The organism is Nesterenkonia sp. AN1 (assembly GCF_000582475.1).
In the GTDB taxonomy this organism is placed as follows: Bacteria; Actinomycetota; Actinomycetes; order Actinomycetales; family Micrococcaceae; genus Nesterenkonia; species Nesterenkonia aurantiaca.
Map to the genome: position 1 here is coordinate 37,464 of NZ_JEMO01000016.1, position 25,884 is coordinate 63,347.

General features: G+C 69.5%; 22 protein-coding genes and 1 pseudogene. 21 read left to right on the top strand and 2 right to left on the bottom strand.

All coding sequences use genetic code 11. The features are described 5' to 3' along the window. The first annotated feature begins 63 nt into the window (after positions 1 to 63). The 20 genes and pseudogenes from BG28_RS09135 (at position 64) to metK (ending at position 21,707) form a co-directional block, all read left to right on the top strand. A complete protein-coding gene (locus BG28_RS09135; protein WP_036476012.1) occupies positions 64 to 1,488 on the top strand; it encodes a DUF349 domain-containing protein in 1,425 nt (474 codons plus the stop codon). Positions 1,489 to 1,582: 94 nt separating this feature from the next. Further along, entirely contained in the window at positions 1,583 to 3,286 is a 1,704-nt protein-coding gene (mltG, locus tag BG28_RS14450; RefSeq protein WP_051501243.1) for an endolytic transglycosylase MltG, read from the top strand. Then, positions 3,283 to 4,263: a shikimate dehydrogenase gene (locus BG28_RS09145; RefSeq protein WP_036476013.1), complete on the top strand. Its 981-nt coding sequence runs from the start codon at positions 3,283 to 3,285 to the stop codon at positions 4,261 to 4,263. The genes mltG and BG28_RS09145 overlap by 4 nt, the downstream gene beginning before the upstream one ends. Positions 4,264 to 4,271: 8 nt before the next feature. Continuing rightward, a complete protein-coding gene (aroC, locus tag BG28_RS09150) occupies positions 4,272 to 5,519 on the top strand; it encodes a chorismate synthase (protein ID WP_051501265.1) in 1,248 nt (415 codons plus the stop codon). Further along, on the top strand, positions 5,519 to 6,079 hold the full coding sequence (locus tag BG28_RS09155) for a shikimate kinase (protein ID WP_051501244.1): 561 nt from the start codon (positions 5,519 to 5,521) through the stop codon (positions 6,077 to 6,079). Before aroC ends, BG28_RS09155 begins: the two co-directional genes overlap by 1 nt. Further along, a complete protein-coding gene (gene aroB / locus BG28_RS09160) occupies positions 6,076 to 7,239 on the top strand; it encodes a 3-dehydroquinate synthase (RefSeq protein WP_051501245.1) in 1,164 nt (387 codons plus the stop codon). The genes BG28_RS09155 and aroB overlap by 4 nt, the downstream gene beginning before the upstream one ends. A gap of 110 nt (positions 7,240 to 7,349) precedes the next feature. Further along, complete coding sequence (efp, locus tag BG28_RS09165; protein WP_036476014.1) at positions 7,350 to 7,913, top strand: elongation factor P; 564 nt, start codon at positions 7,350 to 7,352, stop codon at positions 7,911 to 7,913. Positions 7,914 to 7,921: 8 nt separating this feature from the next. Further along, positions 7,922 to 8,347, top strand: a complete 426-nt coding sequence (gene nusB / locus BG28_RS09170) for a transcription antitermination factor NusB (RefSeq protein ID WP_036476015.1) — start codon at positions 7,922 to 7,924, stop codon at positions 8,345 to 8,347. Positions 8,348 to 8,474: 127 nt separating this feature from the next. Next, a complete protein-coding gene (pyrR, locus tag BG28_RS09175; protein WP_036476016.1) occupies positions 8,475 to 9,071 on the top strand; it encodes a bifunctional pyr operon transcriptional regulator/uracil phosphoribosyltransferase PyrR in 597 nt (198 codons plus the stop codon). Further along, positions 9,071 to 10,065 (top strand): annotated as a pseudogene (locus tag BG28_RS09180) (aspartate carbamoyltransferase catalytic subunit). Before pyrR ends, BG28_RS09180 begins: the two are co-directional and overlap by 1 nt. After that, entirely contained in the window at positions 10,062 to 11,438 is a 1,377-nt protein-coding gene (locus tag BG28_RS09185) for a dihydroorotase (protein WP_084479605.1), read from the top strand. Before BG28_RS09180 ends, BG28_RS09185 begins: the two are co-directional and overlap by 4 nt. Continuing rightward, the gene (locus BG28_RS09190) at positions 11,435 to 12,019 is read left to right on the top strand and encodes a hypothetical protein (RefSeq protein WP_051501246.1); all 585 of its coding nucleotides are present in this window, start codon (positions 11,435 to 11,437) and stop codon (positions 12,017 to 12,019) included. Before BG28_RS09185 ends, BG28_RS09190 begins: the two co-directional genes overlap by 4 nt. Then, positions 12,016 to 13,377: a glutamine-hydrolyzing carbamoyl-phosphate synthase small subunit gene (carA, locus tag BG28_RS09195; RefSeq protein ID WP_084479606.1), complete on the top strand. Its 1,362-nt coding sequence runs from the start codon at positions 12,016 to 12,018 to the stop codon at positions 13,375 to 13,377. Before BG28_RS09190 ends, carA begins: the two co-directional genes overlap by 4 nt. After that, positions 13,370 to 16,765 carry a carbamoyl-phosphate synthase large subunit gene (gene carB, locus BG28_RS09200; RefSeq protein ID WP_036476021.1) on the top strand — a complete coding sequence of 1,132 codons (3,396 nt, stop codon included), beginning with the start codon at positions 13,370 to 13,372 and terminating at the stop codon, positions 16,763 to 16,765. Before carA ends, carB begins: the two co-directional genes overlap by 8 nt. Continuing rightward, positions 16,762 to 17,679 (top strand): orotidine-5'-phosphate decarboxylase, encoded by a 918-nt coding sequence (gene pyrF / locus BG28_RS09205; RefSeq protein ID WP_036476024.1) that lies wholly within the window; start codon positions 16,762 to 16,764, stop codon positions 17,677 to 17,679. The genes carB and pyrF overlap by 4 nt, the downstream gene beginning before the upstream one ends. 125 nt (positions 17,680 to 17,804) lie before the next feature. Beyond that, positions 17,805 to 18,125: an integration host factor, actinobacterial type gene (mihF, locus tag BG28_RS09210; RefSeq protein ID WP_036476025.1), complete on the top strand. Its 321-nt coding sequence runs from the start codon at positions 17,805 to 17,807 to the stop codon at positions 18,123 to 18,125. Beyond that, positions 18,122 to 18,757: a guanylate kinase gene (gene gmk, locus BG28_RS09215; protein WP_051501247.1), complete on the top strand. Its 636-nt coding sequence runs from the start codon at positions 18,122 to 18,124 to the stop codon at positions 18,755 to 18,757. Before mihF ends, gmk begins: the two co-directional genes overlap by 4 nt. Continuing rightward, on the top strand, positions 18,754 to 19,017 hold the full coding sequence (rpoZ, locus tag BG28_RS09220; RefSeq protein WP_036476028.1) for a DNA-directed RNA polymerase subunit omega: 264 nt from the start codon (positions 18,754 to 18,756) through the stop codon (positions 19,015 to 19,017). Before gmk ends, rpoZ begins: the two co-directional genes overlap by 4 nt. Positions 19,018 to 19,104: 87 nt before the next feature. Beyond that, positions 19,105 to 20,445, top strand: coding sequence for a phosphopantothenate--cysteine ligase family flavoprotein (locus BG28_RS09225; RefSeq protein ID WP_051501248.1), 1,341 nt, complete (start codon positions 19,105 to 19,107; stop codon positions 20,443 to 20,445). 44 nt (positions 20,446 to 20,489) lie between these two features. Next, the gene (metK, locus tag BG28_RS09230) at positions 20,490 to 21,707 is read left to right on the top strand and encodes a methionine adenosyltransferase (protein ID WP_036476033.1); all 1,218 of its coding nucleotides are present in this window, start codon (positions 20,490 to 20,492) and stop codon (positions 21,705 to 21,707) included. A 127-nt stretch (positions 21,708 to 21,834) separates the two neighbouring features. On the opposite strand, the gene BG28_RS09235 is transcribed toward metK, so the two are convergent. Next, positions 21,835 to 22,521 (bottom strand): TVP38/TMEM64 family protein, encoded by a 687-nt coding sequence (locus BG28_RS09235; RefSeq protein ID WP_051501249.1) that lies wholly within the window; start codon positions 22,519 to 22,521, stop codon positions 21,835 to 21,837. 86 nt (positions 22,522 to 22,607) lie between these two features. Between BG28_RS09235 and BG28_RS09240 the strand changes: the two genes are divergently transcribed. Next, positions 22,608 to 24,626: a hypothetical protein gene (locus BG28_RS09240; protein ID WP_051501250.1), complete on the top strand. Its 2,019-nt coding sequence runs from the start codon at positions 22,608 to 22,610 to the stop codon at positions 24,624 to 24,626. A 58-nt stretch (positions 24,627 to 24,684) separates the two neighbouring features. Here the strand turns inward: BG28_RS09240 and BG28_RS09245 are convergent, their stop codons facing one another. Continuing rightward, a complete protein-coding gene (locus BG28_RS09245; protein ID WP_161634822.1) occupies positions 24,685 to 25,731 on the bottom strand; it encodes an alpha/beta fold hydrolase in 1,047 nt (348 codons plus the stop codon). Positions 25,732 to 25,884: the final 153 nt, after the last annotated feature.

A 25,884-nucleotide genomic window follows, 5' to 3' on the forward strand; every position in this document is an offset into this window, starting at 1 on the left:
GGGTCGTCGGGGGGAGCCTGGAATCGGGCCCGTTCAGCATAACGGCTCCGGTAGGCTGGTGGGATGAGTCCTGCAGTCAAGCCCGACCACCATGAGACCTCCCTCGCCGAAGCCCGCCGATTCGCTCGGGTGGATGAGGAAGGCCATGTCTACGCACTGGCCCCCGCAACCGGTCAGCCGGTGAGCGCGGCCTCCGCAGTCCCAGAGGTTTCCGCGGCAGCGCCGGAGGCTGACGGAGCAGCGCCGGAGGCCGTCGCGGAGGGCACCGAGGCTGCTGCGACCGAGCCCGGAGAGCCCGAGGCAACCGTTCAGCCACCGGCCGCCGAGACCTACGTCGGGCAGTTCTCCGGCGCCAGCGCCGATGAGGCGCTGCATTACTTCACCCGGAAGTTCGACGAGCTCTACAACCGTGCGCTGCTGCTGCGCGCCCGCGCCGCGGCCGGAGCCGACTCCGCCAAGGCGCTGCATGAGTCCCTGGGACATATCCGCAAGGAGCTCACCGCGGGCACCTGGGTCGGCGACGTGGCGGTGCTGAGCGAGCTGCTGAAGGAGATCTCCACAGAGATCGATCAGCGCGCAGCCGTGGAGGCCCAAGAGGCCGAGGTCGTCCTCGCCGAACACCTGGCGGTTCGCGAGCAGATCGTGGCCGAGGTGGAGCTGCTGGCGGATGCCGACCCGAGCACACAGCATTGGAAGAGCGCCCAGGCGCGGATGAATGAGCTGTTCGAGGCCTGGAAGGCCGAGCAGAAGAAGCCCCCGAGGCTGACGAAGTCCCAGGAAGACCCGTACTGGAAGCGATTCCGCGCCGCCCGTAACCTCTTCGAAAAGAACCGGCGTGCCTTCTTCGCCACCCGGGACAAGGAGCACGGCGACGTCAAGGCCGCCAAGGAGGCGCTGATCGCCGAGGCGGAGCAGCTCAAGGACTCCGATGACTACGGAGCGACCACCAAGGCCTACCACCGGCTGATGGATGACTGGAAGGCCCTGGGCCGCGGCGCCCGCAAGACCGACGACGCGCAGTGGGCCCGATTCCGCGCCGCGCAGGACGTGTTCTTCGGCAACCGGGACAAGGTCAACGCCGAGACCGACGCGGAGTACGCCGAGAATCTCACCGTGAAGCTGGCGCTCCTCGAGGAGTTCGAGGCGCTGATGCCGATCGAGAACCCCGAGGCCATCCGGGAGAAGCACCAGGCGCTGCTGAACCGTTGGGACGCCGCCGGGCGTGTGCCACGGGCGGACATGAAGTCCGTGGAGAGCCGGCTCAAGCGGGTCCAGGATGCGTTCCGTGACGCCGAGCAGACACACTGGCGCAAGACCGACCCCGAGACGCTCGCGCGGCAGAACTCGATGCTCACCCAGCTCGACGAGGCCATTGCTGAACTTGAGGCGGCACTCGCTGCCGCCCAGGTCAGCGGAGACGACAAGCGAATTTCCGAAGCCAAAGAAGCATTGGACGCAAGAAGAAGCTGGCGAGATATGTTGAAGTAACGAATGGATTACACTCTTCAAAGATCCGGTGACCCATGAGCCATTCCCGATGGGTCCCTGGCGTTGTGCCGTCGACATCCAGTAAGGACCCCGCGTGAGCGATCATCAGCCGCATGAGTTGGGCTCCCCGCGCAGCCGTCGCGAGATTCGCGAGGACCGGGAGCGCGAACTCGTGGTGAAGCCTGAGCGTCATAGCGGCGCGCAGAAAAGCGCTCTTGACGAGACGCTGCGATCCGTGAATGCCCGCTCCGCGGCCTCGGCCGCCGCCGCGGCGCAGCGCGACGAGGACGCCGCGGCGGACCCCGGCACGCCCCGGGTGCCGCTGCCCGCCATCGCGCCGGTCCAGGCCACGGTGGTCTTCGACCAGACGGCGATCTTTCATCCGGATGACGTCACCGAGGACAGCTGGGAACGCACGGAATCGCACCTCGCTGCTCCCTCCGCAGTGACCCCCTTCGATCAGGTGATGACCGGCTCCGACCAGGTGCTCTCCGGGGAGGAGGCGGAGGAGGAGTCCGAGTACGCCGTGGCGGAGGATTCGGATCTCCTGTACGACGAAGACCTGGAAGACGACTACTACGAAGGCACCCGCATCGATCACGACGACGACGGCACCCCGCTGCTGATCTCCTCCTCCAGCCATGGCCGCGGCTACCAGACGGTCTCCGCCGTCGAAGGGGGTGCGACCCAGGCGGTGCTGGAGAAGCGCCGGCGTCGCCGCCGTCGGCGCAACCTCACGCTGAGCGTGGCCTTCGGACTCTTCGCGGCGCTGCTCGTGGGCTTCGTGGTCGTGCTGCAGTCTCTGTTCGGCGGGGGCGGCCCCGAGGACTTCGAGACCCAGGCCGGTGATGTCGTGGACTTCACCGTGGAAGAGGGCGACGGTCCCGCGCTGGTGCGCAACCGGCTCCTGGAAGCCGGGATCATCGCCAGCGATGACGCATTCGATGAGGCCTTCGCAGAGCTCCAGGAAGCGCCCGAGCTGCAGCCCGGGGAGTTCGAGCTGCGCGAGCAGATGCCCGCCGAGGATGCGCTGGCAGTGATCTTCGAACAGGGCGAGGCGTTGCACTACATCTCGCTCCAGGACAACACCCGCATCGACGCGGCGCTGAGCTCCATCGCCGCGCAGACCGGGATCCCGGAGAGCGACATCCGGCAGGCCGCCGGGGACCCCGGGGCCTATGGGCTTCCCGAGGAGGCCGAGACGCTCGAGGGCTACCTGGCGGCCGGTGAATACCAGCCCAGCCTCGAGGCCACACCTGAAGAGATCCTGCAGACGATGGTGGACACCACCTTCGAGCGGCTCGACGAGCTGGGCATCACCGAGGAGGACGAGCAGTGGCGCACCGTGATCGTGGCCTCGCTGCTCACGGCGGAGGGCCTGCCCGGTGACTACGAAGAGATCGCCGGGATCATCGAGAACCGACTGGCCCCGAACAACTCGGAGACCGACGGACTGCTGCAGATCGACGCCACCGTGATCTACGGCCTCGGCACGCAGAGCGTGCACTTCACCGAGCAGGAACGGGCCGACGCCTCCAACGAGTACAACACCTACCAGAACCCGGGTCTGCCCCCAGGACCCGTGGCGGCGCCCAATATGGCGACCCTGGAAGCTGCCGCGAACCCAGAGGAGAACGACTTCTTCTACTGGGTCACGGTGGACCTCGAGACCGGAGACACCGAGTTCGCCTCCACCTACGAGGAGCACCTCGGCTACGTGGAGGAGTTCAACGCGTACTGCGAGGACAACCCCGAGATCTGCGAAGGCGAGCCGACCCAGGAGAACGCGGGACCGTGACCCGACAGGCCGCTGTGCTGGGCCACCCGATCGCCCACTCGCTCTCTCCGCTGCTGCACACCGCCGCCTACGATCACCTGGGGCTCGATGCCGACTACCGACGCATCGACGTTCCCGAGCAGTCCCTGCAGGACTTCCTGCGCGGTGAGGGCGCCTCGGAGGACTGGATGGGCTGGTCGGTCACCATGCCGCTGAAGGCCGCCATGGTCGCCGCAGTGGACTCTCCCTCAGCGCGGGTCACCGCGTTGGGTGTGCTCAACACCGTCGTCCACCGACCGATCGGCCATGGTGCCAGCGGCCCCGCCGACTCGGGCAGCGCCGGCGGCACCACCAACTCGGGCAGCGCCAGCAACTCCGGGGGCTCGCGCACGCTCTTCGGGGAGAACACCGATGTGGACGGCATCGTGGCCGCCCTGGGCGAGGCCGGGTTGCACCCGGGCTCATCCTCGGACCGGGGGAGATTCGGGATCATCGGTGCCGGGGCCACCGCCACCGCCGCGCTGGCCGCCGCCGCGGAACTCGGCTACACCCAGGTGCACAGCTACGCGCGCTCGGTCCAGCGCGGCCTGGAGCTGGCACCCGTGGCCGCCGCCCTGAGGCTGCGGCTCAGCGTGAGCGAACTCTCGGAGCTCCCCGAAGACCTGCGCGCCGGCCCTCAGGACCCTGACCGAGTCCGGCTCGACGCCGTGGTCTCCACGTTGCCGCCGCGCGCCGCCGACGAGCTCTCCGCCACCCTGCCCCGGCTGGACCGCCCGATCCCGCTGCTCGACGTCGCCTACGACCCCTGGCCCTCGGCACTGGCCAGCTCCTGGGAGGCCTCGGGCGGCCGCGTGGTCAGCGGTCTGGTGATGCTGCTGCACCAGGCGGTGAAGCAGGTGGAGCTCTTCAGCGCGGCCACCTCGACTCCGGCCGGTGAGCTCCCGAAAGAGTCCCACGCCCAGATGGTGGCAAAGATGAGGCGCTCCATCGGTTTATGATGGACCCCATGTTGCGCTGGCTCACTTCCGGAGAATCACACGGCAAATCCCTCGTCGGAATCCTGGAAGGGCTTCCCGCCGGCGTCTCGCTGAGCACCGCAGCGGTGCAGGAGAAGCTCGCCCGCCGCCGTCTCGGCTACGGCCGCGGAGCCCGGATGAAGTTCGAGCAGGACCAGGTCGCGCTGCTGGCCGGGGTGCGCCACGGCGTCACCATCGGCGGCCCGCTGACCATCGAGGTCGGCAACACCGAATGGCCCAAATGGGAGAAGGTGATGTCTGCGGATCCGGTGGACCCCGCAGAGCTGGCCCACCTCGCCCGCAACGCCCCGCTGACCCGGCCACGCCCCGGTCACGCCGACTACACCGGGATGCAGAAATACGGCTTCGGCGAGGCCCGCCCGGTCCTGGAACGCGCCTCGGCGCGCGAGACCGCCACCCGCGTGGCCCTCGGCGCCGCGGCCCAGTCCTTCCTGGACGAGCTGGGGATCACGACCGTCTCACACACCACGGCCATCGGCCCGGTACAGATCCCGGCCGACACCCCGCTGCCAGGCGCCGCAGACGCATCCGCCCTGGACGCAGATCCGTTGCGCTGCTTCGACGCGAAGACCTCCGAGCGGATGGTCGCCGAGGTCGACGACGCGCACCGCGCAGGCGAGACCCTCGGCGGCGTGGTCGAAGTCATCGTCGAGGGGCTCCCGCCGGGACTCGGCAGCTACGTCCACTGGGACCGCCGGCTGGACTCACGGCTGGCCGGGGCGCTCATGGGCATCCAGGCGATCAAGGGCGTGGAGGTCGGCGACGGCTTCGAGACCACTCGACGCCGCGGGTCTGCCGCCCACGACGAGATCACCCTCGACGAGCAGGGCCAGATCGCGCGCACCTCCAACCGCGCCGGCGGGATCGAAGGCGGCATGAGCATCGGCGGCCCGTTGCGGGTCCGCGCCGGGATGAAGCCCATCGCCACCGTGCCGCGCGCGCTGCGCACTGTGGACACCGCCACCGGGGAGGCGACCACCGCCCACCACCAGCGCTCCGACGTCTGCGCCGTCCCGGCCGCCGGGGTCGTGGCCGAGGCCATGGTGTCACTGGTCATCGCCGAGGCCGTGCTGGAGAAGTTCGGCGGGGACTCGGTGACCGAGGTGCGGCGCAACCTGCGCAGCTACCTCGAGCACCTCCCCGAGCTGGGCGGCGACCCCTCCGGCGCCGGAGCCGACGGCGACCCGCTGCAGGCCCCGGCCGCGATGCAAGACTGATGCGTCAACCGGCAGCCGCGGAACAGCGAGGCGACGGCCGAAACATCGTGCTGATCGGACCGATGGGCTCCGGGAAGTCCACCGTCGGTGCGGCGCTGGCCCGCCGGCTGCACCGGCCCCACGTGGACAGCGACCACTTCTTCGTCGCCCGTCACGGCCCCATCCCGGAGTACTTCTCGCTCCACGGCGAGGACGCGTTCCGGGCCGAGGAGCAGAGCATCGTCGCCGAGCTGCTGGACTCCCCGCGCCCCTCGGTGATCAGCCTCGGCGGGGGCGCGGTGCTCAGCGCCGGCACCCGCGAGCTGCTGCGCGATCAGCAGGTGGTCCTGCTCGACCTCACCGAGGACCAGGCCGCGCTGCGGCTGGGGGACGGGTCCAGCCGACCCATCCTCGGCGCCCACCCGGTGCAGGCCTGGAAGCGCATCTACGCCGAACGCGAGCAGATCTATCGAGACTGCGCTGATATCGTCATGACCCCGGACGATGCCCACATCGACGTGCGCGTCGATCACATCGTGCGAGCCCTCAACACCACCTCCAGGAGAGACCCAAGCGTATGAGTCACCAGGCCGAGACCGAGGCTTCCGCCCCCGCCGCGGAGCCCACGATCATCACCGTCGGGGAGGGCGCGGGCACCGGAGGTCAAGAGCTGGGCTACGACGTCATCATCGGCAACGGGCTGCTCTCCCGGCTGCCCGGACTCGTCGGCCCGCAGGCCGAACGGGTGCTGGTGATCCATCCTCGGGCGCTGCGCGCCACCGGCGACGTCGTCCGGGAGGACCTCGAGAAGGTCGGGTACCAGGCGCTGGTCGCCGAGATCCCGGACGCCGAGGAGGGCAAGCACATCCAGGTCGCCGCGTTCTGCTGGCAGGTCCTGGGGCAGAACGACTTCACCCGCTCCGACGCGATCGTCGCCGTGGGCGGGGGCGCAGTCACCGATGCCGCGGGCTTCGTGGCCGCGACCTGGCTGCGCGGGATCCGCGTGGTCCACATGCCCACCACGCTGCTGGGCATGGTCGACGCCGCCGTGGGCGGCAAGACCGGGATCAACACCTCCGAGGGCAAGAACCTGGTCGGCTCGTTCCACCAGCCGGCCGGGGTGCTCGCCGATCTGGACACGCTGCTGACCCTGCCGCGCAACGAGCTGGTCGCCGGACTCGCCGAGGTGGTCAAATGCGGATTCATCGCCGATGAGCGGATCCTCGACATCATCGAAGCCGCCCCGGAGCAAGCCCAGAACCCGCACTCCTGGCAGATCCGCGAGCTCATCGAGCGCGCCGTCGCGGTCAAGGCCCATGTGGTGGGGCAGGACATGCTCGAATCCGGTGTCCGGGAGTCGCTGAACTACGGCCACACGCTGGGCCACGCCATCGAACTCGCCGAGCGCTATCAGTGGCGCCACGGCGCGGCCATCTCGGTGGGCATGATCTTCGCCGCCGAGCTCGGGCGCAGCCTGGGCCGGCTTGACGACGCCACCGCTGACCGCCACCACGCCGTGCTGACCCTGCTCGGGCTGCCCACCACCTACCGCGATGACCGCTGGAGCCAGCTGCTCGAAGGCATCCGTCGGGACAAAAAGAACCGCGGCGACCAGCTGCGATTCGTGCTGCTCAACGGACAGGGACAGCCGGCCACCGTGGAGATCCCGGACGCCTCGATCCTCTTCGCGACCTACCAGGAGATCGCCCAGCCGGAGACGGGCAGCATGATCTCGCTCTGAGGTCGGCGCGCAAGCCTGTAGAATCAACGGGCGCCGCGTGGAGCAGCCATGGCGTCCAGCCTCGGCTGTGCATCCAACTCCATGCCCTCACGACCCAGGAAAGGCAGATTGTGGCCAGCTCGAACGACATCAAGAACGGCTCCGTCCTCAAGATGGAGGGGCAGCTGTGGAACACGCTCGAGTTCCAGCACGTCAAGCCGGGCAAGGGCGGCGCGTTCGTGCGCACCAAGCTGAAGAACATCCGCACCGGCAAGGCCGTGGACAAGACGTTCAACGCCGGCGCCAAGGTGGAGTTCGCCACGGTCGACCGCTCCAACTACCAGTACCTCTACCAGGACGGTGAGGACTTCGTCTTCATGGACCTGCGCGACTACGACCAGATCACCGTGCCCGCCGCCGTGGTCGGCGACGCCGCGAACTTCCTGCTGGAGTCCCATGAGGTCACCATCGCCCTGCATGACGGGACCCCGCTCTACCTCGACCTGCCGCCCTCGGTGGTCCTGGAGATCACCTACACCGAGCCGGGCCTGCAGGGTGACCGCTCCAACGCCGGCACCAAGTCCGCCACCCTCGAGACCGGACACGAGATCCAGGTCCCGCTGTTCGTGGACCAGGGCACCCGCGTGAAGGTCGATACCCGCACCTCCGCCTATCTCGGCCGAGTCACGGACTGATCCCGCCAGTGGCAAAGCGAAGCAAAGCCCGCCGTCGGGCCCTCGAGATCCTCTTCGAGGCCGAACAGCGAGACATGGACCCCTTCGAGGTCCTGAGGGTCCGCCGCGAGCGCGCGGACCTGATCGTGAACGAATACGTCCTCGAGCTCATCGACGGGGTGAAGTCCGAACAGGAGCACATCGACGAGATCCTCGCCACCTACGCGCGCGGCTGGACCCTGGAGCGGATGCCGCGGGTGGACCTGATGGCGCTGCGCATCGGGGCCTGGGAGCTGCTGTGCAACACCGAGATCCCCGACAACGTGGCGGTCTCCGAGGCCGTCGCCCTGGTCAAGGAGCTCTCCACCGACGACTCACCCAGCTTCGTGAACGGCCTGCTCGGCCGGATCCAGGTGCTCAAGCCCACGCTGGTCGAGGTCGATGACGTAGAGTGAACCCGGCGCGTGAATCACGCGCCGACGCAGGACAGCAGCTGCGCCGCGATGCGGCGGCAGCCGCCGAGAACTGAAGATCCAGACTTCCTTTAAACATCGTCCAGTGAGGCGAGGAAGGAGTCATACGGTGACCCGATCACCCGAGACCTCTCATGTGATGTCCGCCTCCGACATGGACCGGGCGCTCACCCGCATTGCCCACGAGATCGTCGAATCCCACCGCGGGGTCGAAGGTCTGCTGCTGCTGGGCATCCCGCGCCGCGGAACCATCCTGGCCCGCCGGCTGGGCGAGCGGCTCGCCCGGATCGACCCCGGCTTCGATCCCAGCCAGGCCATCGGCTCCCTGGACATCACGCTCTACCGCGATGACCTGCGCGCCCATGGCGCCCGCACCCCGGAACCCACAAGGATCCCCGGCGCCGGCATCGACGGCGCCACCGTGGTCCTGGTCGATGACGTGCTCTATTCCGGGCGCACCGTGCGCGCGGCCCTGGACGCCCTGCAGGCGCTGGGCCGTCCCGCCGTGGTCCGGCTCGCCGTGCTGGTGGACCGCGGCCACCGCGAGCTGCCGATCCGCTCCGACCACGTCGGCAAGAACCTGCCCACCTCCCGGGACGAGCGCGTCTCGGTGCTCCTCGACGAGGTCGACGGCGTGGCCCGCAGCCAGGAGGCCGTGGTCATCCAGCGCGGCGGCGGCATGAAGTCCCAGGCGGGTGAGCGCTGATGCGGCACCTGCTCTCCACCGCGGATCTCAGCCACACCCAGGCGCTGAGCATCCTCGACACCGCCGAGGAGATGGCCGCCGTCTCCACCCGCGAGGTCAAGAAGCTGCCCACACTGCGCGGGCGCACCGTGGTGAACCTCTTCTTCGAGGACTCCACCCGCACCCGGATCTCCTTCGAGGCCGCCGCCAAGCGGCTCTCGGCCGATGTGATGAACTTCTCCGCCAAGGGCTCCTCGGTCTCGAAGGGCGAGTCGCTGAAGGACACCGTGCAGACCCTGGAGGCCATCGGCGCCGACGCGATCGTGATGCGGCACTGGGCCTCCGGGGCCGCCGCGCAGCTCGCCGGCTCGGGCTGGACCGACTGCGCGGTGATCAACGCCGGCGACGGCACCCATGAACACCCCACCCAGGCGCTGCTCGACGCGCTGACCCTGCGCCGCGGCTGGTCCGCCGCGCACGGGGAAGACCCACGCGGCACCGACCTGACCGGGATGCGGGTGCTGATCGTCGGAGACATCCTGCACTCCCGGGTGGCGCGTTCCAACATCTGGCTGCTGCGCACCCTGGCGCCCAGGTCGGCCTGGTCGCCCCGGCCACGCTGCTGCCGGTGGGTGTGGAGAAATGGCCGGTGAGCGTCTACTACAGCCTCGACGAGGCGCTGGGCTCCGGCCCGGAGGCCGGCCCCGATGCGATCATGATGCTCCGGGTCCAGGCCGAGCGGATGGGCGGCGCCTACTTCCCGACCGCCGCCGAATACACCCGCCGCTGGGGCCTGACCGACGAGCGGCTGGCTCGGCTGGCGGCCCACCGCGGCGCCGCCGGGCAGCGACCGATGATCCTGCACCCGGGCCCGATGAACCGCGGAGTCGAGATCTCCGCCGCCGCCGCCGACTCCCCGATGAACCAGGTCCTGGATCAGGTCTCCCACGGAGTCTCCGTCCGCATGGCCGTGCTGCACCTGCTGCTGAGCAGCTCAGAGAGGAACACCGCATGAGTGACACCCCCACCGCCGCCACCCTGATCCTGGGCGCCCGGCCCTATGGGGAGGCGCCGCTCGACCTGCTGATCAAAGACGGACGGATCGCCGCCCTCGGAGAAGCGGCCCGAGCCCAGGCCGAGCAGCTGAAGGCGGAGCAGGTGACCACCGTTGAGGCGGAAGGACTGATCATGCTCCCGGGCATGGTGGATCTGCACACCCACCTGCGCGAACCAGGCCGGGAGGATGCCGAGACCGTGGAGACCGGCAGCCGCGCCGCCGCCAGGGGCGGATTCACCGCGGTCCACGCGATGGCGAACTCCTCCCCGGTGGCCGACTCCGCCGGCGTCGTGGAACAGGTGCACCGGCTGGGCCGGGCCTCCGGCTGGACCGAGGTCTACCCGGTCGGCGCGGTCACCGTGGGTCTCGCCGGTGAGCGACTCGCCGAGCTCGGCGCCATGGCCGAGTCCTCCGCGCAGGTTCGGATGTTCTCTGACGACGGCATGTGCGTGCACAACCCGGTGCTGATGCGCCGAGCCCTGGAGTACGTGAAGACCGTGGACGGATTCATCGCCCAGCACGCCCAGGAGCCGCTGCTCACCGAGGGCGCCCAGATGAACGAGGGCGACGTCTCCGCGGTCCTGGGACTGCCCGGCTGGCCCGCCGTGGCCGAGGAGTCGATCATCGCCCGCGACGTCCTGCTGGCCCAGCATGTGGGCTCGAGGCTGCACATCTGCCACGTCTCCACCGCCGGATCGGTGGAGATCATCCGCTGGGCCAAGGAGCGCGGCATCGACGTCACCGCCGAGGTGACCCCGCACCATCTGCTGCTCACCGACGAGCTGGTCCGCGGCTATGACCCGGTGTACAAGGTCAACCCGCCGCTGCGCACCGGCGCCGACGTCGAGGCGCTGCGGGCCGGACTGGCCGACGGCACCATCGACGTCATCGGCACCGACCACGCCCCGCACCCCACCCAGGCCAAGGAATGCGAATGGTCCGCCGCGGCCATGGGCATGACCGGGCTGGAGACCGCGCTGCCGGTGGTCATCAAGACCATGATCAACACCGGACTCATGGACTGGCGACGCTTCGCGGAGGTCACCTCGATCACCCCGGCGCGGATCTATCGCCACGCCCATCAGGGCCGGCCGCTTCAGCCGGGGGAGCCCGCCAACCTGATCCTGGTCGACGCCGAGGCCACGCAGACCGTGGACCCCGAGGGCCACGCCAGCAAGGGCCGAAACTCGCCCTTCCGCGGCATGGAGCTGCCCGGCGCGGTGCGCGCGACCTTCCTGCACGGGCACCCGGTGGTGCTCGACGGCGAGCTCAACACCCCGCTGAGCGAGGCCTCCGCGGGCGCCGCCGGATCGTCACAGGTGAGGCCATGACGCTCACGTTTGCCACGCTGGGACTTCCCGCGACCCTGGGCACCACCGCCGCGGACATGACCGGCACCTACCTGAACTACCTGTGGATGGCCCTGGGCATCATCGCGGTGCTGCTGGGCCTGCTCTGGCTCGGCTGGCGCGGACGCAAACGCCGCCAGGGCGGACTGCCGGTGCCCGATGAGGTCCCCGCCACACTCATCGAGGCACAGCCGCGCGCAGCCGCCGAGGGCATGGTCATCGGCACCGTGAAGGCCGGGGACTACCTGGACCGGATCGCCGTCCACGGACTCGGCGTGCGCACCAACGGACGCCTCGAGGTCCACAGCCAAGGCGTCGCCGTGTTCCGCTCAGGAGCCCCGAACTACCTGATCTCCGCGGCCGCGCTCGAGCATGTGCGCACCGACCGGGGAGTGGTCGGCAAGTTCGTCGAACGCGACGGCGCCATCATCATCGGCTGGCGACTCGGCGAGGAACCGGTGGAGACCGCCTTCCGCGCCCGACACGCAGAAGCCCATCAAGAGCTCCTCGACGAGCTCACATCCGTCATCCGTCCCTCCGACGAGGAGTCAGAACCTTCATGACAGCACATCCCTCCGCCACCCCGGCCCAGTCATCGGCCCCGGCCGCGGCCCCGGCCCCGGCCCAGTCACCCGTCGCCACGCAGGCTCCCCTCCAGGCCGCCGCCCCCGCGCTGCTGGTCCTCGAGGACGGCACCGTGCACCGCGGCGCCGCCTACGGCGCCCAGGGCGCCCGCCTGGGCGAGGCGGTCTTCGCCACCGGGATGACCGGCTACCAGGAGACCCTCACCGACCCGTCCTACGCCCGCCAGATCGTGGTGCAGACCGCCCCGCACATCGGCAACACCGGCATCAACGACGAAGACGCCGAGTCCCGCAGGATCTGGGTCGCCGGTTATGTGGTGCGCGACGCCGCCCGTCGGCCCTCGAACTGGCGCTCCCGGCGGACCCTGCACGAGGAGCTCAGCGCCCAGGAGATCATCGGCATCAAGGATGTCGACACCCGGGCGATCACCCGGCACCTGCGCAGCGCCGGATCGATGAAGGCCGGGATCTTCTCCGGGGACCAGGCAGCCCGGCCCATCGCCGAGCTGATCGCCGAGGTCAAGGCCCAGCCCTCCATGGCTGGGGCGCGGCTGGCCGAAGAGGTCTCCACCGACACCGCCTACACCGTCGAGCCGGGCGACCACGGCTGGGGCGCGGAGATCGTCGCCACCGTGGCCGCCATCGACCTCGGCATCAAGACCATGACCCCGGTGCGGATGGCCGAACGCGGACTGCGCGTGCATGTGCTCCCGGCCACGAGCAGCTTCGCCGAGATCGAGGCGCTGAACCCGGACGGGGTCTTCCTCTCCAACGGTCCCGGGGACCCGGCCACCGCGGCGAACCAGATCGGGCTGCTGCGCGAGGTGCTCGATGCCAGGACCCCGTTCTTCGGGATCTGCTTCGGCAACCAGATCCTGGGCCGCGCGCTGGGCTTCGGCACCTATAAGCTGCCCTTCGGTCACCGCGGGATCAACCAGCCGGTGATGGATCACGCCACCGGCAAGGTGGAGATCACCTCGCAGAACCACGGATTCGCCGTGGACGCCCCGGTGGGCGAGGTCCTCACCGCCCCGCAGGACCGCTTCGGCCGGGTCGAGGTGAGCCACTCCAGCCTCAACGACGGCGTCGTGGAGGGCCTGCGCTGCCTGGACATCCCCGCCTTCAGCGTCCAGTACCATCCCGAGGCCGCGGCCGGACCGCATGATTCGGCCTACCTCTTCGACCGATTCGTCGAGCTGATGACCGATGCGCGCACCAAGACCGGGGCCGACACCGTCAGCGCCGCCGACGGTGCGACCGGCCCCGCGAGCACCTCCGGCACCACTGAGACCACTACCGACACTGAGACCCGTGGAGGGAACCCACTCAATGCCTAAGCGTCAAGACCTCAAGTCCGTCATGGTCATCGGCTCCGGGCCGATCGTGATCGGACAGGCCGCCGAGTTCGACTACTCCGGCACCCAGGCCCTGCGAGTGCTCAAGGAGGAGGGCCTGCGGGTCATCCTGGTCAACTCCAACCCGGCCACCATCATGACCGACCCCGAGTTCGCCGACGCGACCTACGTGGAGCCGATCAGCCCCGAGGTGGTCGCGAAGATCATCGAGAAGGAGCGCCCGGACGCGCTGCTGCCCACGCTCGGCGGGCAGACCGCGCTGAACACCGCGATCGCACTGGACAAGGACGGTGTGCTGGAGAAGTTCGGCGTCGAGCTGATCGGCGCGAACATCGCCGCCATCGAGCTCGGTGAGGACCGGCAGAAGTTCAAGGGCGTGGTGGAGCGCTCCGGCGCGGAATCCGCGAAGTCGCTGATCGTGCACTCCATGGAGGAGGCGCTGGCCGCCGCCCAGGAGCTGGGCTACCCGATGGTGGTGCGCCCCTCCTTCACCATGGGCGGACTCGGCTCCGGCATGGCCTACGACGAGCGGGACCTGCACCGGATCGCCGGCGCCGGGCTGCAGTACTCACCGACCACCGAGGTGCTCCTGGAGGAGTCCATCCTCGGCTGGAAGGAGTACGAGCTGGAGATGATGCGCGACTCCAAGGACAACGTGGTGGTGGTCTGCTCCATCGAGAACTTCGACCCGGTGGGCGTGCACACCGGCGACTCGATCACCGTGGCTCCGGCCATGACGCTCACCGACCGCGAGTACCAGCGGCTGCGCGACATCTCGATCAACGTGATCCGTGAGGTCGGGGTCGCCACCGGCGGCTGCAACATCCAGTTCGCCATCGAGCCCGGGACCGGCCGCGTCGTCGTCATCGAGATGAACCCGCGGGTCTCGCGCTCCTCGGCGCTGGCCTCGAAGGCCACCGGGTTCGCGATCGCCAAGATCGCCACCAAGCTCGCCCTGGGCTACACCCTGGACGAGATCCCCAACGACATCACGCAGAAGACCCCGGCCAGCTTCGAGCCGGTGCTGGACTACGTGGTGGTGAAGGTCCCGCGCTTCGCCTTCGAGAAGTTCCCCGCCGCGGACCCCACGCTGACCACCACCATGAAATCGGTGGGCGAGGCGATGGCGTTCGGGCGCAACTTCACCGAGGCCATGCAGAAGGCCCTGCGCTCCCTGGAGCAGCGCGGCAGCGAGTTCGACTTCACCGTGGCCGAGCCGGAGGAGCTCGAGCAGCTGCTGGAGAAGATGGCGACGGCGACCACCGAGCGGCTGCACCAGGTGCAGCGGGCGCTGCTCTCCGGCGCCTCGATCGAGACCGTCTATGAGATCACCGGGATCGACCCCTGGTACCTGGATCAGCTGCAGCTGATCAACGAGACCGCGATGGCCGTGGCCTCGGCCCCCGAGCTCGACGTCGAGGCGCTGCGCCTGGCCAAGCGGCACGGCTTCTCGGATGAGCAGATCGGCGCGCTGCGGCACATGGACGCCGCGGTGGTCCGCGGGGTCCGGCACGCGCTGGGGATCCGCCCGGTCTATAAGACCGTGGACACCTGCGCCGCCGAGTTCGAGGCCTTCACCCCGTACCACTACTCCTCCTATGACCTCGAGGATGAGATCCTGCACCACGATCAGCCCTCGGTGATCATCCTGGGCTCCGGGCCCAACCGGATCGGGCAGGGCATCGAGTTCGACTACTCCTGCGTCCACGCCACCATGGCGCTGCGCGAGGCCGGTTACGAGACCGTGATGGTCAACTGCAACCCCGAGACCGTCTCCACCGACTATGACGTCTCCACCCGGCTCTACTTCGAGCCGCTGACCCTGGAGGACGTGCTGGAGGTCATCGCGGCCGAGGAGCGCACCGGGGGAGTGGCCGGGGTCTTCGTCCAGCTCGGCGGGCAGACCCCGCTGAAGCTCGCCCAGCAGCTCGCAGACGCCGGGGTCACCATCCTGGGCACCTCCCCGGAGGCCATCGACCTCGCCGAGGACCGCGGCGCGTTCGACCAGGTGCTCCAGCGCGGCGGACTCATCGCGCCGAAGAACGGCACCGCGGTGAGCTTCGAGGACGCCAAGAAGGTCGCCGACCGCATCGGCTACCCGGTCCTGGTCCGGCCCAGCTACGTGCTCGGCGGACGCGGCATGGAGATCGTCTACGACGAGCCCGGCCTGGAGCGCTACATCGCCAACGCCACCGAGGTCACCCCGGAGCACCCGGTGCTGGTGGACCGGTTCCTCGAAGACGCCATCGAGGTCGACGTCGACGCCCTCTACGACGGCGAGCAGCTCTATGTGGGCGGCATCATGGAACACATCGAGGAGGCCGGGATCCACTCCGGCGACTCCGCCTGTGTGCTGCCCCCGATCACGCTGGGCCCCGACGTGCTGGAACGGGTCCGGGTCGCCACCCGGGTCATCGCGGAGGGTGTGGGGGTGAAGGGCCTGATCAACATTCAGTTCGCCCTGGCCTCAGACATCCTCTACGTCATCGAGGCCAACCCGCGGGCCTCGCGCACCGTGCCGTTCGTCTCCAAGGCCACCGGGGTCCAGATGGCCAAGGCCGCCGCGCACATCGGCACCGGGGTCAGCATCGCGGCGCTCCGAGCTGGTTCCGGAGACCCGCTCTCCGGGCTGCTTCCGGCCACCGGGGACGGCTCCGAGCTGCCCCCGGGCGCCCCGGTCTCGGTGAAGGAGGCGGTGCTGCCCTTCGCCCGTTTCCGCACCCCCGAGGGTCGCGTGGTCGATTCGTTGCTCGGCCCGGAGATGCGCTCCACCGGCGAGGTGATGGGCATCGACAAGCACTTCGACACCGCCTTCGCCAAGGCCCAGCAGGCGGCGAACAACCCGCTGCCCACCTCGGGCAAGGTCTTCGTCTCGGTAGCCAACCGGGATAAGCGCGCGATCATCATGCCGGTCAAGCGGCTGGCCGACCTGGGCTTCTCCATCGTCTCCACCGGCGGCACCGCCGATGTGCTGCGCCGCAACGGGGTCGAGACCACCACGGTGGCGAAGATCGCCGACGCCGAGACCCCGGGCGGCACCATCCTGGAACGGGTGGAGAGCGGCGAGATCGCGCTGATCATCAACACCCCCTCGGGCGGTGACGCTCGCAGCGACGGCTACGAGATCCGCGCCGCCGCGACCTCGGTGGGCACCCCGGTGATCACCACCGTGGCCGAGTTCGGTGCGGCGGTGCAGGCCATCGAGGCGCTGGGCCAGTTCAGCTGGTCGGTCGCCTCGCTGCAGGAGCACGCCGAGCGGCTGAAGCAGGCCGAGGCGCGCCAGCAGGCGGAACAGCGCAGGCAGGCGGATCTGCGTGAGCAGGCCGACGCGTCGAAGCAGGCTGAGCCGGTGGGCCAGGCCGGGGCATGACCTCGCCTCTCCCGGGCCGGGCCGCCGGAGTCTCCTTCGGCGCACGCCTGGCCGCGGCGATGCGCACCCACGGCAGGCTCTGCGTCGGCCTGGATCCGCACCCGCAGCTGCTCACCGACTGGGGGCTCACCCAGGACGCCGCCGGGCTGGAGGTGTTCTGCGACCGGGTGCTCCAGGCCTGCATCGGCCGGGTCGGGGTGCTCAAGCCTCAGGTGGCGTTCTTCGAGCGCTACGGGGTCGCCGGCATGCAGGTGCTCAGCCAGGTCCAGCACCAGGCCCGTGCCGCCGGGCTGCTGGTGATCGCCGACGCCAAGCGCGGAGACATCGGGTCCACCATGGCCGGCTACGCCGAGGCGTGGCTGAACCCTGAGGGGGACTTCGGCGCCGACGCGCTCACCGTGAGCCCCTACCTGGGCTTTGGATCGCTGCAGCCCGCGCTCGACGCCGCCGCCCGCCACCGGGCAGGACTCTTCGTACTGGCCCTGACCTCTAACCCTGAGGGTCAGCAGGTCCAGCTCGCTCAGAACGCTCAGGGCGTCACCGTGGCCGGCCAGATCGCCGCCGAGGCGGCGGCCGCCTCCATCGCGCTGGGCCAGTCCCACACCGCAGCAGGTTCCGCAGGGGCTGAAGATCCGCGCGCGGGCGCTGCGCTGGGCAGCATCGGGCTGGTCGTCGGTGCCACGACGGCGGGGCTCGCCGCCCAACACGGAATCGACCTCGCAGCCGGCCGGATGCCGCTGCTGGCGCCGGGCTACGGGGCCCAGGGAGCCGGGGCCGAGGAGCTGCGCGCAGGCTTCGGCGAGTCCTACGCCGAGCAGGTCCTGGTGAACTCCTCGCGCGGGATCCTGAGTCAGGGACCGGACCCAGATTCGCTGACCAGGGCCATCGAGCTGGCGAAGACGGATCTGGGCTGAGGACTCGCCAGGCCGCACTCTCTTGATGTTCCACCCTCCAGCCGTTAGATTCTGCTCATCATCACCTGGTGCCGCCGGCAGAAAACCGTTCCTAGCGGGTGCACCACGGAAGTTGGGGGAGAATCGTGGCACTGCGAGAACTGACCAAGGAAGAGCGGGACACCGCCCGTCGCAAAGCACTGGCCGCCCGCGTGGAGCGGGCCCAGCTGAAGAAGGAGTTCGGCAACGGAGGCATCGGCTTCGATGAGGTGCTGCAACGCGCCTCAAGCTCCGAGGCGGTGGCCCGGCTCAAGACGCTCGAACTGCTGGAGTCTCTCCCCGGGGTCGGCCGCGTCACCGCCACCAAGGCGCTGGAGGACCTGGGCATCTCGGTGAACCGGCGTCTCGGCGGGCTCGGGGTCAAGCAGCGACGAGCCTTGAAGGAGTATCTGGCAGAATTGGGATGACCACCCCAGCCCAAGGAGCCAGTGCATTGTCAGCAGTCCCCGGCAGTCCCGCCGTCACAGTGCTCGCCGGACCGACCTCCGTCGGGAAGTCCACGCTGAGCCGATTCATCCGCACCCACTACCCGGAGGTGCACTTCTCGGTCTCGGCCACGACCCGAGCACCGCGCCCGACCGAGGAGGACGGTGTCGATTATCACTTCATCGATCCCGCTCGCTTCGACGAACTCGTCGAAGCGGGGGAGTTCCTGGAGTGGGCCACCGTGCACGGCAAGCACCGCTACGGCACGCTGCGCTCCACCGTGGATGCCGCCCTGACGGCCGGGAAGCTGGTCCTGCTGGAGATCGATCTGCAGGGAGCCCGCCAGGTCAGGGCCACGATGCCAGAGGCGCAGTTCGTGTTCCTGGCGCCTCCCTCATGGGAGGACCTGGTCTCCCGCCTGGTCGGTCGCGGCACCGAATCTGAGGAGGAACAGCGGCGCAGGCTGGAAACGGCTAAGATAGAACTCGCCGCAGAGCAGGAATTCGACGTCTCGATCATCAACGACGAGCTCGACCGTGCCGCAGCTGAACTTGTAGCCCGCATGGGCTTCACCCATGCATCACCCCAATCTGAAGGACGACTCCCCACGTGACTGAGCAGACCGAAGGCATCATCTACCCGTCGATCGACTCCCTCCTGGAGAAGAGCGCCTCGAAGTACTCGCTGGTGCTCTTCGCCTCCAAGCGCGCCCGCCAGATCAACGCGTACTACGCTCAGCTGCACGAGGGCCTCTTCGAGTACGTCGGACCGCTGGTGGACACCAAGCTCAACGAGAAGTCGATGTCCATCGCCCTGCGCGAGATCAACGAGGACCTGCTGGTCAACCACCCCGCGGTCAACCCCGCCTCCTGATCAACAGCCGCTGCGCACCCGCTCCGCCGGGTGAGCAGCAGGACCCCGCAGTCACCCCCACCTGGGACTGCGGGGTAATCTGGGCGGATGCGCATCGTTCTTGGAGTCAGTGCCGGCATCGCCGCCTATAAGGCGGTCCACCTCCTGCGACTCATGCGAGAAGCCGGTCACCAGGTCGATGTCATCCCCACTCCCGCCTCGGAGAAGTTCGTCGGACGCGCCACCTGGGAGGCGATCAGCGGCCGCCCCGTGACCACCTCGGTGTTCTCCGGAGTCGACGAGGTCCGCCACGTCCGGCTGGGCCAGGAGGCCGATCTGATCGTCGTCGCCCCCGCCACCGCCGATCTTCTGGCCCGGGCGCGGGCCGGTATGGCCGATGACCTGCTGACCACCACGCTGCTGGCCTCCGAGGCCCCCACGCTGCTGGTCCCCGCGATGCACACCGAGATGTGGAACAGCGCCGCCACCGCGGACAACGTCGAGGTGCTGCGATCCCGTGGCGTGGAGGTCATGGAACCCGCCGTCGGCCGGCTCACCGGCAAGGACACCGGCCCAGGACGGCTGCCGGAGCCCGAGCAGATCTTCGCTCGGGTCACCGAGATCCTCAGCAACCCTGAGGACTTCGGATATGCCTCCGCACCGCGCGCCGGAACCTTCCATGCGCCTGACCCCGAGGTTCAGCCGCCGCTCTCGGGCCGGACCGTGGTGGTGACCGCCGGGGGCACTCGCGAACCCCTGGACCCGGTGCGCTACCTCGGCAACCGTTCCTCCGGCAAACAGGGCATCGCGCTGGCCGAGACCGCCGCCGCCGCGGGCGCGCAGGTGCATCTGATCGCCGGGATCATGGACGTCCAGGCCCCGGAGCACATCGCGAACATCACCGTGGAACGCATCGAGACCGCCGCCCAGCTGCAGGCCGCGGTCCAGCGGGTCGCACCGCAGGCGGACCTGCTGATCATGGCCGCCGCCGTCGCCGACTTCCGGCCCACCGCCTACGCCGCGCAGAAGATCAAGAAGACCGAGGACGGCGAGAACCCGGTGATCACCCTGGAGCGCAACCCCGACATCCTCGCCGAGACGGTGCAGCACCGCCGCGCCGAAGGGACCGGGCCGCGCGTCATCGTCGGCTTCGCCGCCGAGACCGGAAGCGCCGAGGCGGACCCGCTGGAGCTGGCCCAGGCCAAGCTGCTGCGCAAGGGCTGCGACCTGCTGGTGCTCAATCAGGTGGGGGAGGCGCTGGTCTTCGGCCGCGACGAGACCGAGATCCACATCCTCACCTCGCCCACGCTCACCGCACCGACTCGAAGCGCACCGGATGGCAGCGCACCCACTCTCAGCGCCGCCGACTCAGCCGTGACGACCCGGCGCGGTACCAAGCACGAAGCCGCCCAGGCGATCATCGCCGCGGCCGCCGCTTACGTCGTGTGAAGCTAGCTCCTCAGGTCGGGATCGGCCTGCCGTAGGATGACCCAGTGACGAATTCCAACACCTCCGCGGCTGGGTCCTCGCTGCGCCTCTTCAGCTCAGAATCCGTGACCATCGGCCACCCGGACAAGATCTGTGACCAGATCTCCGACGCCATCCTCGACGCGCTGCTCGCCGAGGACAAGAACTCGCGAGTGGCCGTGGAGACGCTGACCACCACCGGGCTGGTGCACGTGGCCGGTGAGGTGACCACCTCGGGCTACGTCGAGATCCCGCAGATCGTGCGCAACACGCTGCTGGACATCGGCTATGACTCCTCGGCCAACGGATTCGACGGCGCCCGCTGCGGCGTCTCGATCTCCATCGGTCAGCAGTCCCCAGAGATATTCGCCGGAGTCTTCAACTCCATGGAGGCCCGCGGGGGAGCAGAGGACCGCCGGGACGCCCAGGGCGCGGGTGACCAGGGCATCATGTTCGGCTACGCCACCAATGAGACCCCGTCCTATATGCCCAGCGCCATCTCGCTGGCCCACCAGCTCTCTGCGCAGCTGACCAAGGTCCGCCAGGACGGTCAGCTGGCCTATCTGCGCCCCGACGGCAAGACCCAGGTCACCATCGGCTACGACGGCGACCGTCCGGTCAGCCTCGACACCGTGGTGGTCTCCACCCAGCACACGGCCGAGATCTCCCAGGAGCAGCTCCAGAGCGAGATCAGCGCCCAGGTGATCGCACCGGTGCTGGAACACACCTCTCTGGACCTGGCCACGCTCTCCGAGATCATCAACCCCTCGGGCCCGTTCGTGGTCGGCGGACCCGTGGGCGACGCCGGGCTGACCGGACGCAAGATCATCGTCGACACCTACGGCGGCTTCTCCCGGCACGGCGGCGGCGCCTTCTCCGGCAAGGACCCCTCGAAGGTCGACCGCTCAGCGGCCTACGCGATGCGCTGGGTGGCCAAGAACGTCGTCGCCGCCGGACTCGCCGACCGCGCCGAGATCCAGATCGCCTACGCGATCGGTCGTGCGCACCCGGTGGGCATCTACGTGGAGACCTTCGGCACCGAGAAGGTCGATCCGGCACGGATCTCGGCCGCCATCGACGCGATCTTCGACCTGCGCCCACTGGGCATCATCGAGGACCTGGACCTGCTGCGCCCGATCTACCGCGAGACCTCCAAGAACGGGCACTTCGGCCGCGACGGAGAGAACTTCCCCTGGGAGCGGCTGGACCGGGTGGATGCACTGAAGTCCTTCTTCAACGCCTGAACCGGCTGAGTCGGGGCAGCGTTCGGTCAGCAGGCGCTGCAGGGCTGCTGTGCGGACCTGCGCCTGGCGCGGCGCCGGTGGCCACTGCGGGCGGGCGTCGGATGCCCGGCGGACGGCGTGCCTGCGCTCAGGCGGAGGCCCCGGGGAGGCGGTGACTCGAGGTGCCGCGCCAGCTCCGGTAGGCCCAGATGGTCATGGCCACCACCACCGACCAGGCCACACCGATGACCACGCCGTTGACGATGGTCTGATCCGCGATGAAGGCCCCCAGCGCCACCAGCGCGACCTGTCCGGGCACGGTGGCGACCGCACTCGCCACGACGAAGTCACGCTGGGTCACTCCGAAGGCGCCGCTGCCGTAGTTCACCGGCCAATAGGGGACCCCCGGGGTCAGGCGCAGGGCGCAGACCGCCTCGAAGCCGGCCCCCTCCAGATGCGCCTCGACCTTCTCCGCATGGGACCCCAGCAGCTTCCGCACCGCCTGGGTGCCCAGGAAGCGTGCCAGGTGGTACGCCGCGAAACAGCCGATGAGCACCCCGACCACCGAGAGCAGACTGCCCAGCAGGGTGCCGAAGACCAGCCCGCCGCTGACCGCCATGATGGTGACCGGGATCGGGGTCATGGCCACCGCCGCGTAGACGGCGATGAACACGATCCACGCGGCCCAGCCGAAGTCCTCGATGCGCTGCTGCAGCTCGTCCAGAGGCGGCAGCCGCAGATTGAAGGCCGCATAGATCATGCCGGCGAGCACTGCCACGAGCAGCGCATTGCGGATGAAGGAGCCCCAGGCGGGACCGAGGGCTTTTTCGCTCATTGGCTCAACTCTACGCATCTGCCCGTGTCCCTGGTGGGAGATACGATCGCAGGGCAGCGGAAATCACGGCGAGGGGGTGGATCAGCGTGGCGCAGGAGCCGACATTACAGGCGGGGCAGCAGTCGAACCAGCCAGCCCTGCTGGACTCGCTCGCGCCTGCGCCTGCCGCGCAGCTGCCCGCCGGGGCCACCGAAGAGCTCCCCGTGGCGGAGGTGCTGCTGGAGTCTGCAGTGCCCCACCTGGATCGCCCGTTCGACTACGTGGTGCCCATCGACCTCGCCGAGAAGATCGTTCCCGGCTGCCGGGTGAAGCTGCGGTTCTCCGGTCGGGAGATGACTGGATATGTGCTGCGCCGCAAGCAGGAGCCCTCCACCGCCTCACGGCTCTCCCTGATCACCAAGCTCGTCACCGCCCTGCCGGTGCTCTCCCAGGACATCCTGGAGCTCGCCCAGCAGGTCGCCGAACGCGGCGCCGGGGTCACCGCAGATGTGCTGCGCGCCGCCATCCCACCTCGGGCGGCCCGGGTGGAGAAGGACTACGCCGGCCTGCGCGCCCCCGCTGCCGATCTCGACCCCGAGAACCCCCGTCCACGCAGCGCCGCGCTGGCGCTGAAGTCCTATGGGGAGCAGTCGTGGACGACCCAGGTGCTGGATCGGGTGCACGAGTGTCTGGCGGGGGAGGGTGACGCCGTGGTGGTGGTGCCGGACCAGCGCGACGTCGAAGCCCTGATGGAGGTGCTCACCGGGACGCTGGGCAGCGGGGTCGCGGTGCAGCTGACCGCCGAGATGGGTTCCTCCGCGCGGTACCGTTCGTTCCTGGATCTGCGCTACGGACAGGCCCGAGTCGCTGTGGGCACCCGTTCGGCGGTGTTCGCCCCGGTGGCCCGGCTGCGGCTGCTCATGGTCTTTGAGGACGGCGAGCAGACCCACGCTGCGCCACGCGCGCCGTATCACCATGTGCGTGAGGTGGCGCTGCTGCGAACGGTGCAGACCGGCGCTGAGCTGGTGATGCTCTCCACCTCGCGCAGCCTGGAGGTGCAGCGGCTGGTCGAGCGCGGCTGGCTCGCCGAGGCGGCGCCCGAGCGGGAGGACCGCCGGACCGCGGCGCCGCGGATGATCGCCACCGCCGACTCCTATGAACAGGAGCGCGAACCGGCCTTCCGAGCGGCCAGGCTCCCCGCGGCCGCGTATAAGGCGGCCCGGGACGGGCTGACGCAGGGACCGGTGCTGATCCAGGTCGCACGCAGCGGGTTCATCCCGGCGGTGCTCTGTGAACGCTGCCGCAGCCGCCAGCAGTGCCCGCAGTGCCACGGACCCCTGAGCCTGCCAGCTCATCACGGGCAGTCCCGGACGCTGAAGTGCCGCTGGTGCGGGCTGCACCACCGCAACCACCGCTGTACCGAGTGCGGCTCCACCACCTTCCGGGCTGGCACTCGTGGGGCTGATCGCACCGCCCAGGAGCTCGGCCGCGCCTTCCCGAACACCCCGGTGATCTCCTCGACCTCGGATCATCCGATCGCCGAGGTCGGACAGGAGCCAGCCCTGGTGGTCAGCACGCCCGGAGTGGAGCCCGTGGCGCAGACCGGCTACGCCGCCGCGCTGCTGCTCGACGGGGACACCCAGCTCAGCCGTGAGGGCCTGGACGTGCCCCGCCAGGTGCTCTCCCGCTGGTTCCGCGCGGCCTCGCTGGTGCGCCCGCACAAGACTCACGGCGGCACCGTGGTGATCACCGCCGACGCCGAGGAGCTCACCGCCGCTCTGGTGCGCTGGGATCCGGTGGCCTATGCCCGCAGGGAGCTGTACAGCCGATTGGAGCTGGGACTGCCGCCGGCACAGCGGATGCTTAGCCTCACCGGAGACCCGGCCGAGGCTGAGGCCTTCCTCGCCCAGGTGCAGCTGCCCGAGGGCAGGGCGTGGATCGGGCCTGCGGCGCTGGATGATGGGCGGCACCGCTACCTGCTGTTCTTCGGGTACGCCGAGGCCGCCGCAGTGGTCACCGAGATCCGTCGGATCCGACGCACCCACAGCGCGGCGCCCCCGGGAGCCGCACGCGGCAGCCGCGGTCTGCGGATCGCCATGGACGACATCGCAAGCCTGCAGTTCTGATGACGCAGTTCTGATCCTGCAGTTCTGATCCTGCGGATCAGGGGCGGCGCGAGGGTGCTCAGTCCAAGGTGGAGATGAAGCGGCGCAGCGCCCGGGCCGCCTGCGCCGGCTTCTCGTAGTGCAGCAGATGACCGGTCTCACACAGCACCTCGGTGTGCGCCCGTGGGATCATTGCGCGCAGACGCCGCTGCCCGGCCGGGGTGCTCAACTGATCTTTCGCCCCCGGCGCCAGCAGCACCGGCAGCTCCAGCCGGTCGGCGAACTCGGTCACGGTGTGCCGGCTGGAGGCCCAATAGGCCTGCAGCAGCGTGTGCGGGTCCGCGTAGCCGCTGAAATGCTGCCGGTGCTGATCCCGGATATACGCGACCTGATCCGGCTCGCGGGTGACGATCATGGAGGCGTTGGTGACCGCCTGCGCCAGCGGAGACCGCAGCAGCGCCAGCGCCAACCGCTCGGGCAGCCACTGGCTTGCTCGGTAGTACAGATCCACGGCGGCCGCGCCGGGGAGCAGTCTGCCGGTGAAGATGTCATTGCTGATCGGGGCCAACAGCCCCAGCCCCGCCCAGCGCCGAGGTTCCTGCGGCGGCGCCGCGGGGTTGGTCTGCGCGGCGTGGGCCGCTGGGTTGGTCTGCGCGGCGTGGGCCGCGACGATGATCGAACCGAAGGAGTGACCCACCAGGACATCCCCAGCCCCCAGCTCCAGGGCCTCCGCCAGTGCCTCCACGAAGCCCGCATAGGCGTCCAGGGTGTGCTTAGCGGGGCCCTGCTTGCCTGGACCCTGCTTGCTTGGACCCTGCTCCGCGGGACCGTGCTTTCCGGGGAGAGAGTCGGCTGCGTCGCTGGTGGCGCGCTGCAGCGGCGGGGTCGCCCCGAAGCCGGGAAGGTCCGGGACGAAGACCTCGAACTCCGGCAGCGCGTCCACGATCAGCGCCATCCCGTGATGGTCCCCGCGGAAGCCGTGGATCAGCAGCAGCCGGCGCGCCGGAGCCTGCGACGCGGCAGAGGGACCGGGCTCCGACGCCTCGGCGGGGTAGTGCCAGACCGCAGCCGTCGTGCCCAGCCATGCGCCGCCGTCGTCGACGGTCTCCCGTCCGGGACTGCTCACGACCCTTCGAGCGGTGAAGTCCACCGGGACGTCTCGTCTGATTCCTGCCCGAACTGGGTGCTCGGTCCACGTCTGGCTCACTGGCCCAGCCTACCGGGGAACTCAATTAGACTGGCGGGGTCCAAGATACGACCCGACGACGACGAGGTGCCC

Bases quoted from the DNA above. Each gene is read 5' to 3' on its own strand.
- BG28_RS09135 (WP_036476012.1), top strand. From the start codon at position 64: ATGAGTCCTGCAGTCAAGCCCGACCACCATGAGACCTCCCTCGCCGAA.
- carB (WP_036476021.1), top strand. From the start codon at position 13,370: ATGCCTAAGCGTCAAGACCTCAAGTCCGTCATGGTCATCGGCTCCGGG.
- BG28_RS09235 (WP_051501249.1), bottom strand. From the start codon at position 22,521: ATGAGCGAAAAAGCCCTCGGTCCCGCCTGGGGCTCCTTCATCCGCAAT.
- BG28_RS09155 (WP_051501244.1), top strand. From the start codon at position 5,519: ATGCGTCAACCGGCAGCCGCGGAACAGCGAGGCGACGGCCGAAACATC.
- BG28_RS09225 (WP_051501248.1), top strand. From the start codon at position 19,105: ATGCGCATCGTTCTTGGAGTCAGTGCCGGCATCGCCGCCTATAAGGCG.
- gmk (WP_051501247.1), top strand. From the start codon at position 18,122: ATGACCACCCCAGCCCAAGGAGCCAGTGCATTGTCAGCAGTCCCCGGC.
- aroB (WP_051501245.1), top strand. From the start codon at position 6,076: ATGAGTCACCAGGCCGAGACCGAGGCTTCCGCCCCCGCCGCGGAGCCC.
- aroC (WP_051501265.1), top strand. From the start codon at position 4,272: ATGTTGCGCTGGCTCACTTCCGGAGAATCACACGGCAAATCCCTCGTC.
- BG28_RS09190 (WP_051501246.1), top strand. From the start codon at position 11,435: ATGACGCTCACGTTTGCCACGCTGGGACTTCCCGCGACCCTGGGCACC.
- pyrF (WP_036476024.1), top strand. From the start codon at position 16,762: ATGACCTCGCCTCTCCCGGGCCGGGCCGCCGGAGTCTCCTTCGGCGCA.
- carA (WP_084479606.1), top strand. From the start codon at position 12,016: ATGACAGCACATCCCTCCGCCACCCCGGCCCAGTCATCGGCCCCGGCC.
- BG28_RS09185 (WP_084479605.1), top strand. From the start codon at position 10,062: ATGAGTGACACCCCCACCGCCGCCACCCTGATCCTGGGCGCCCGGCCC.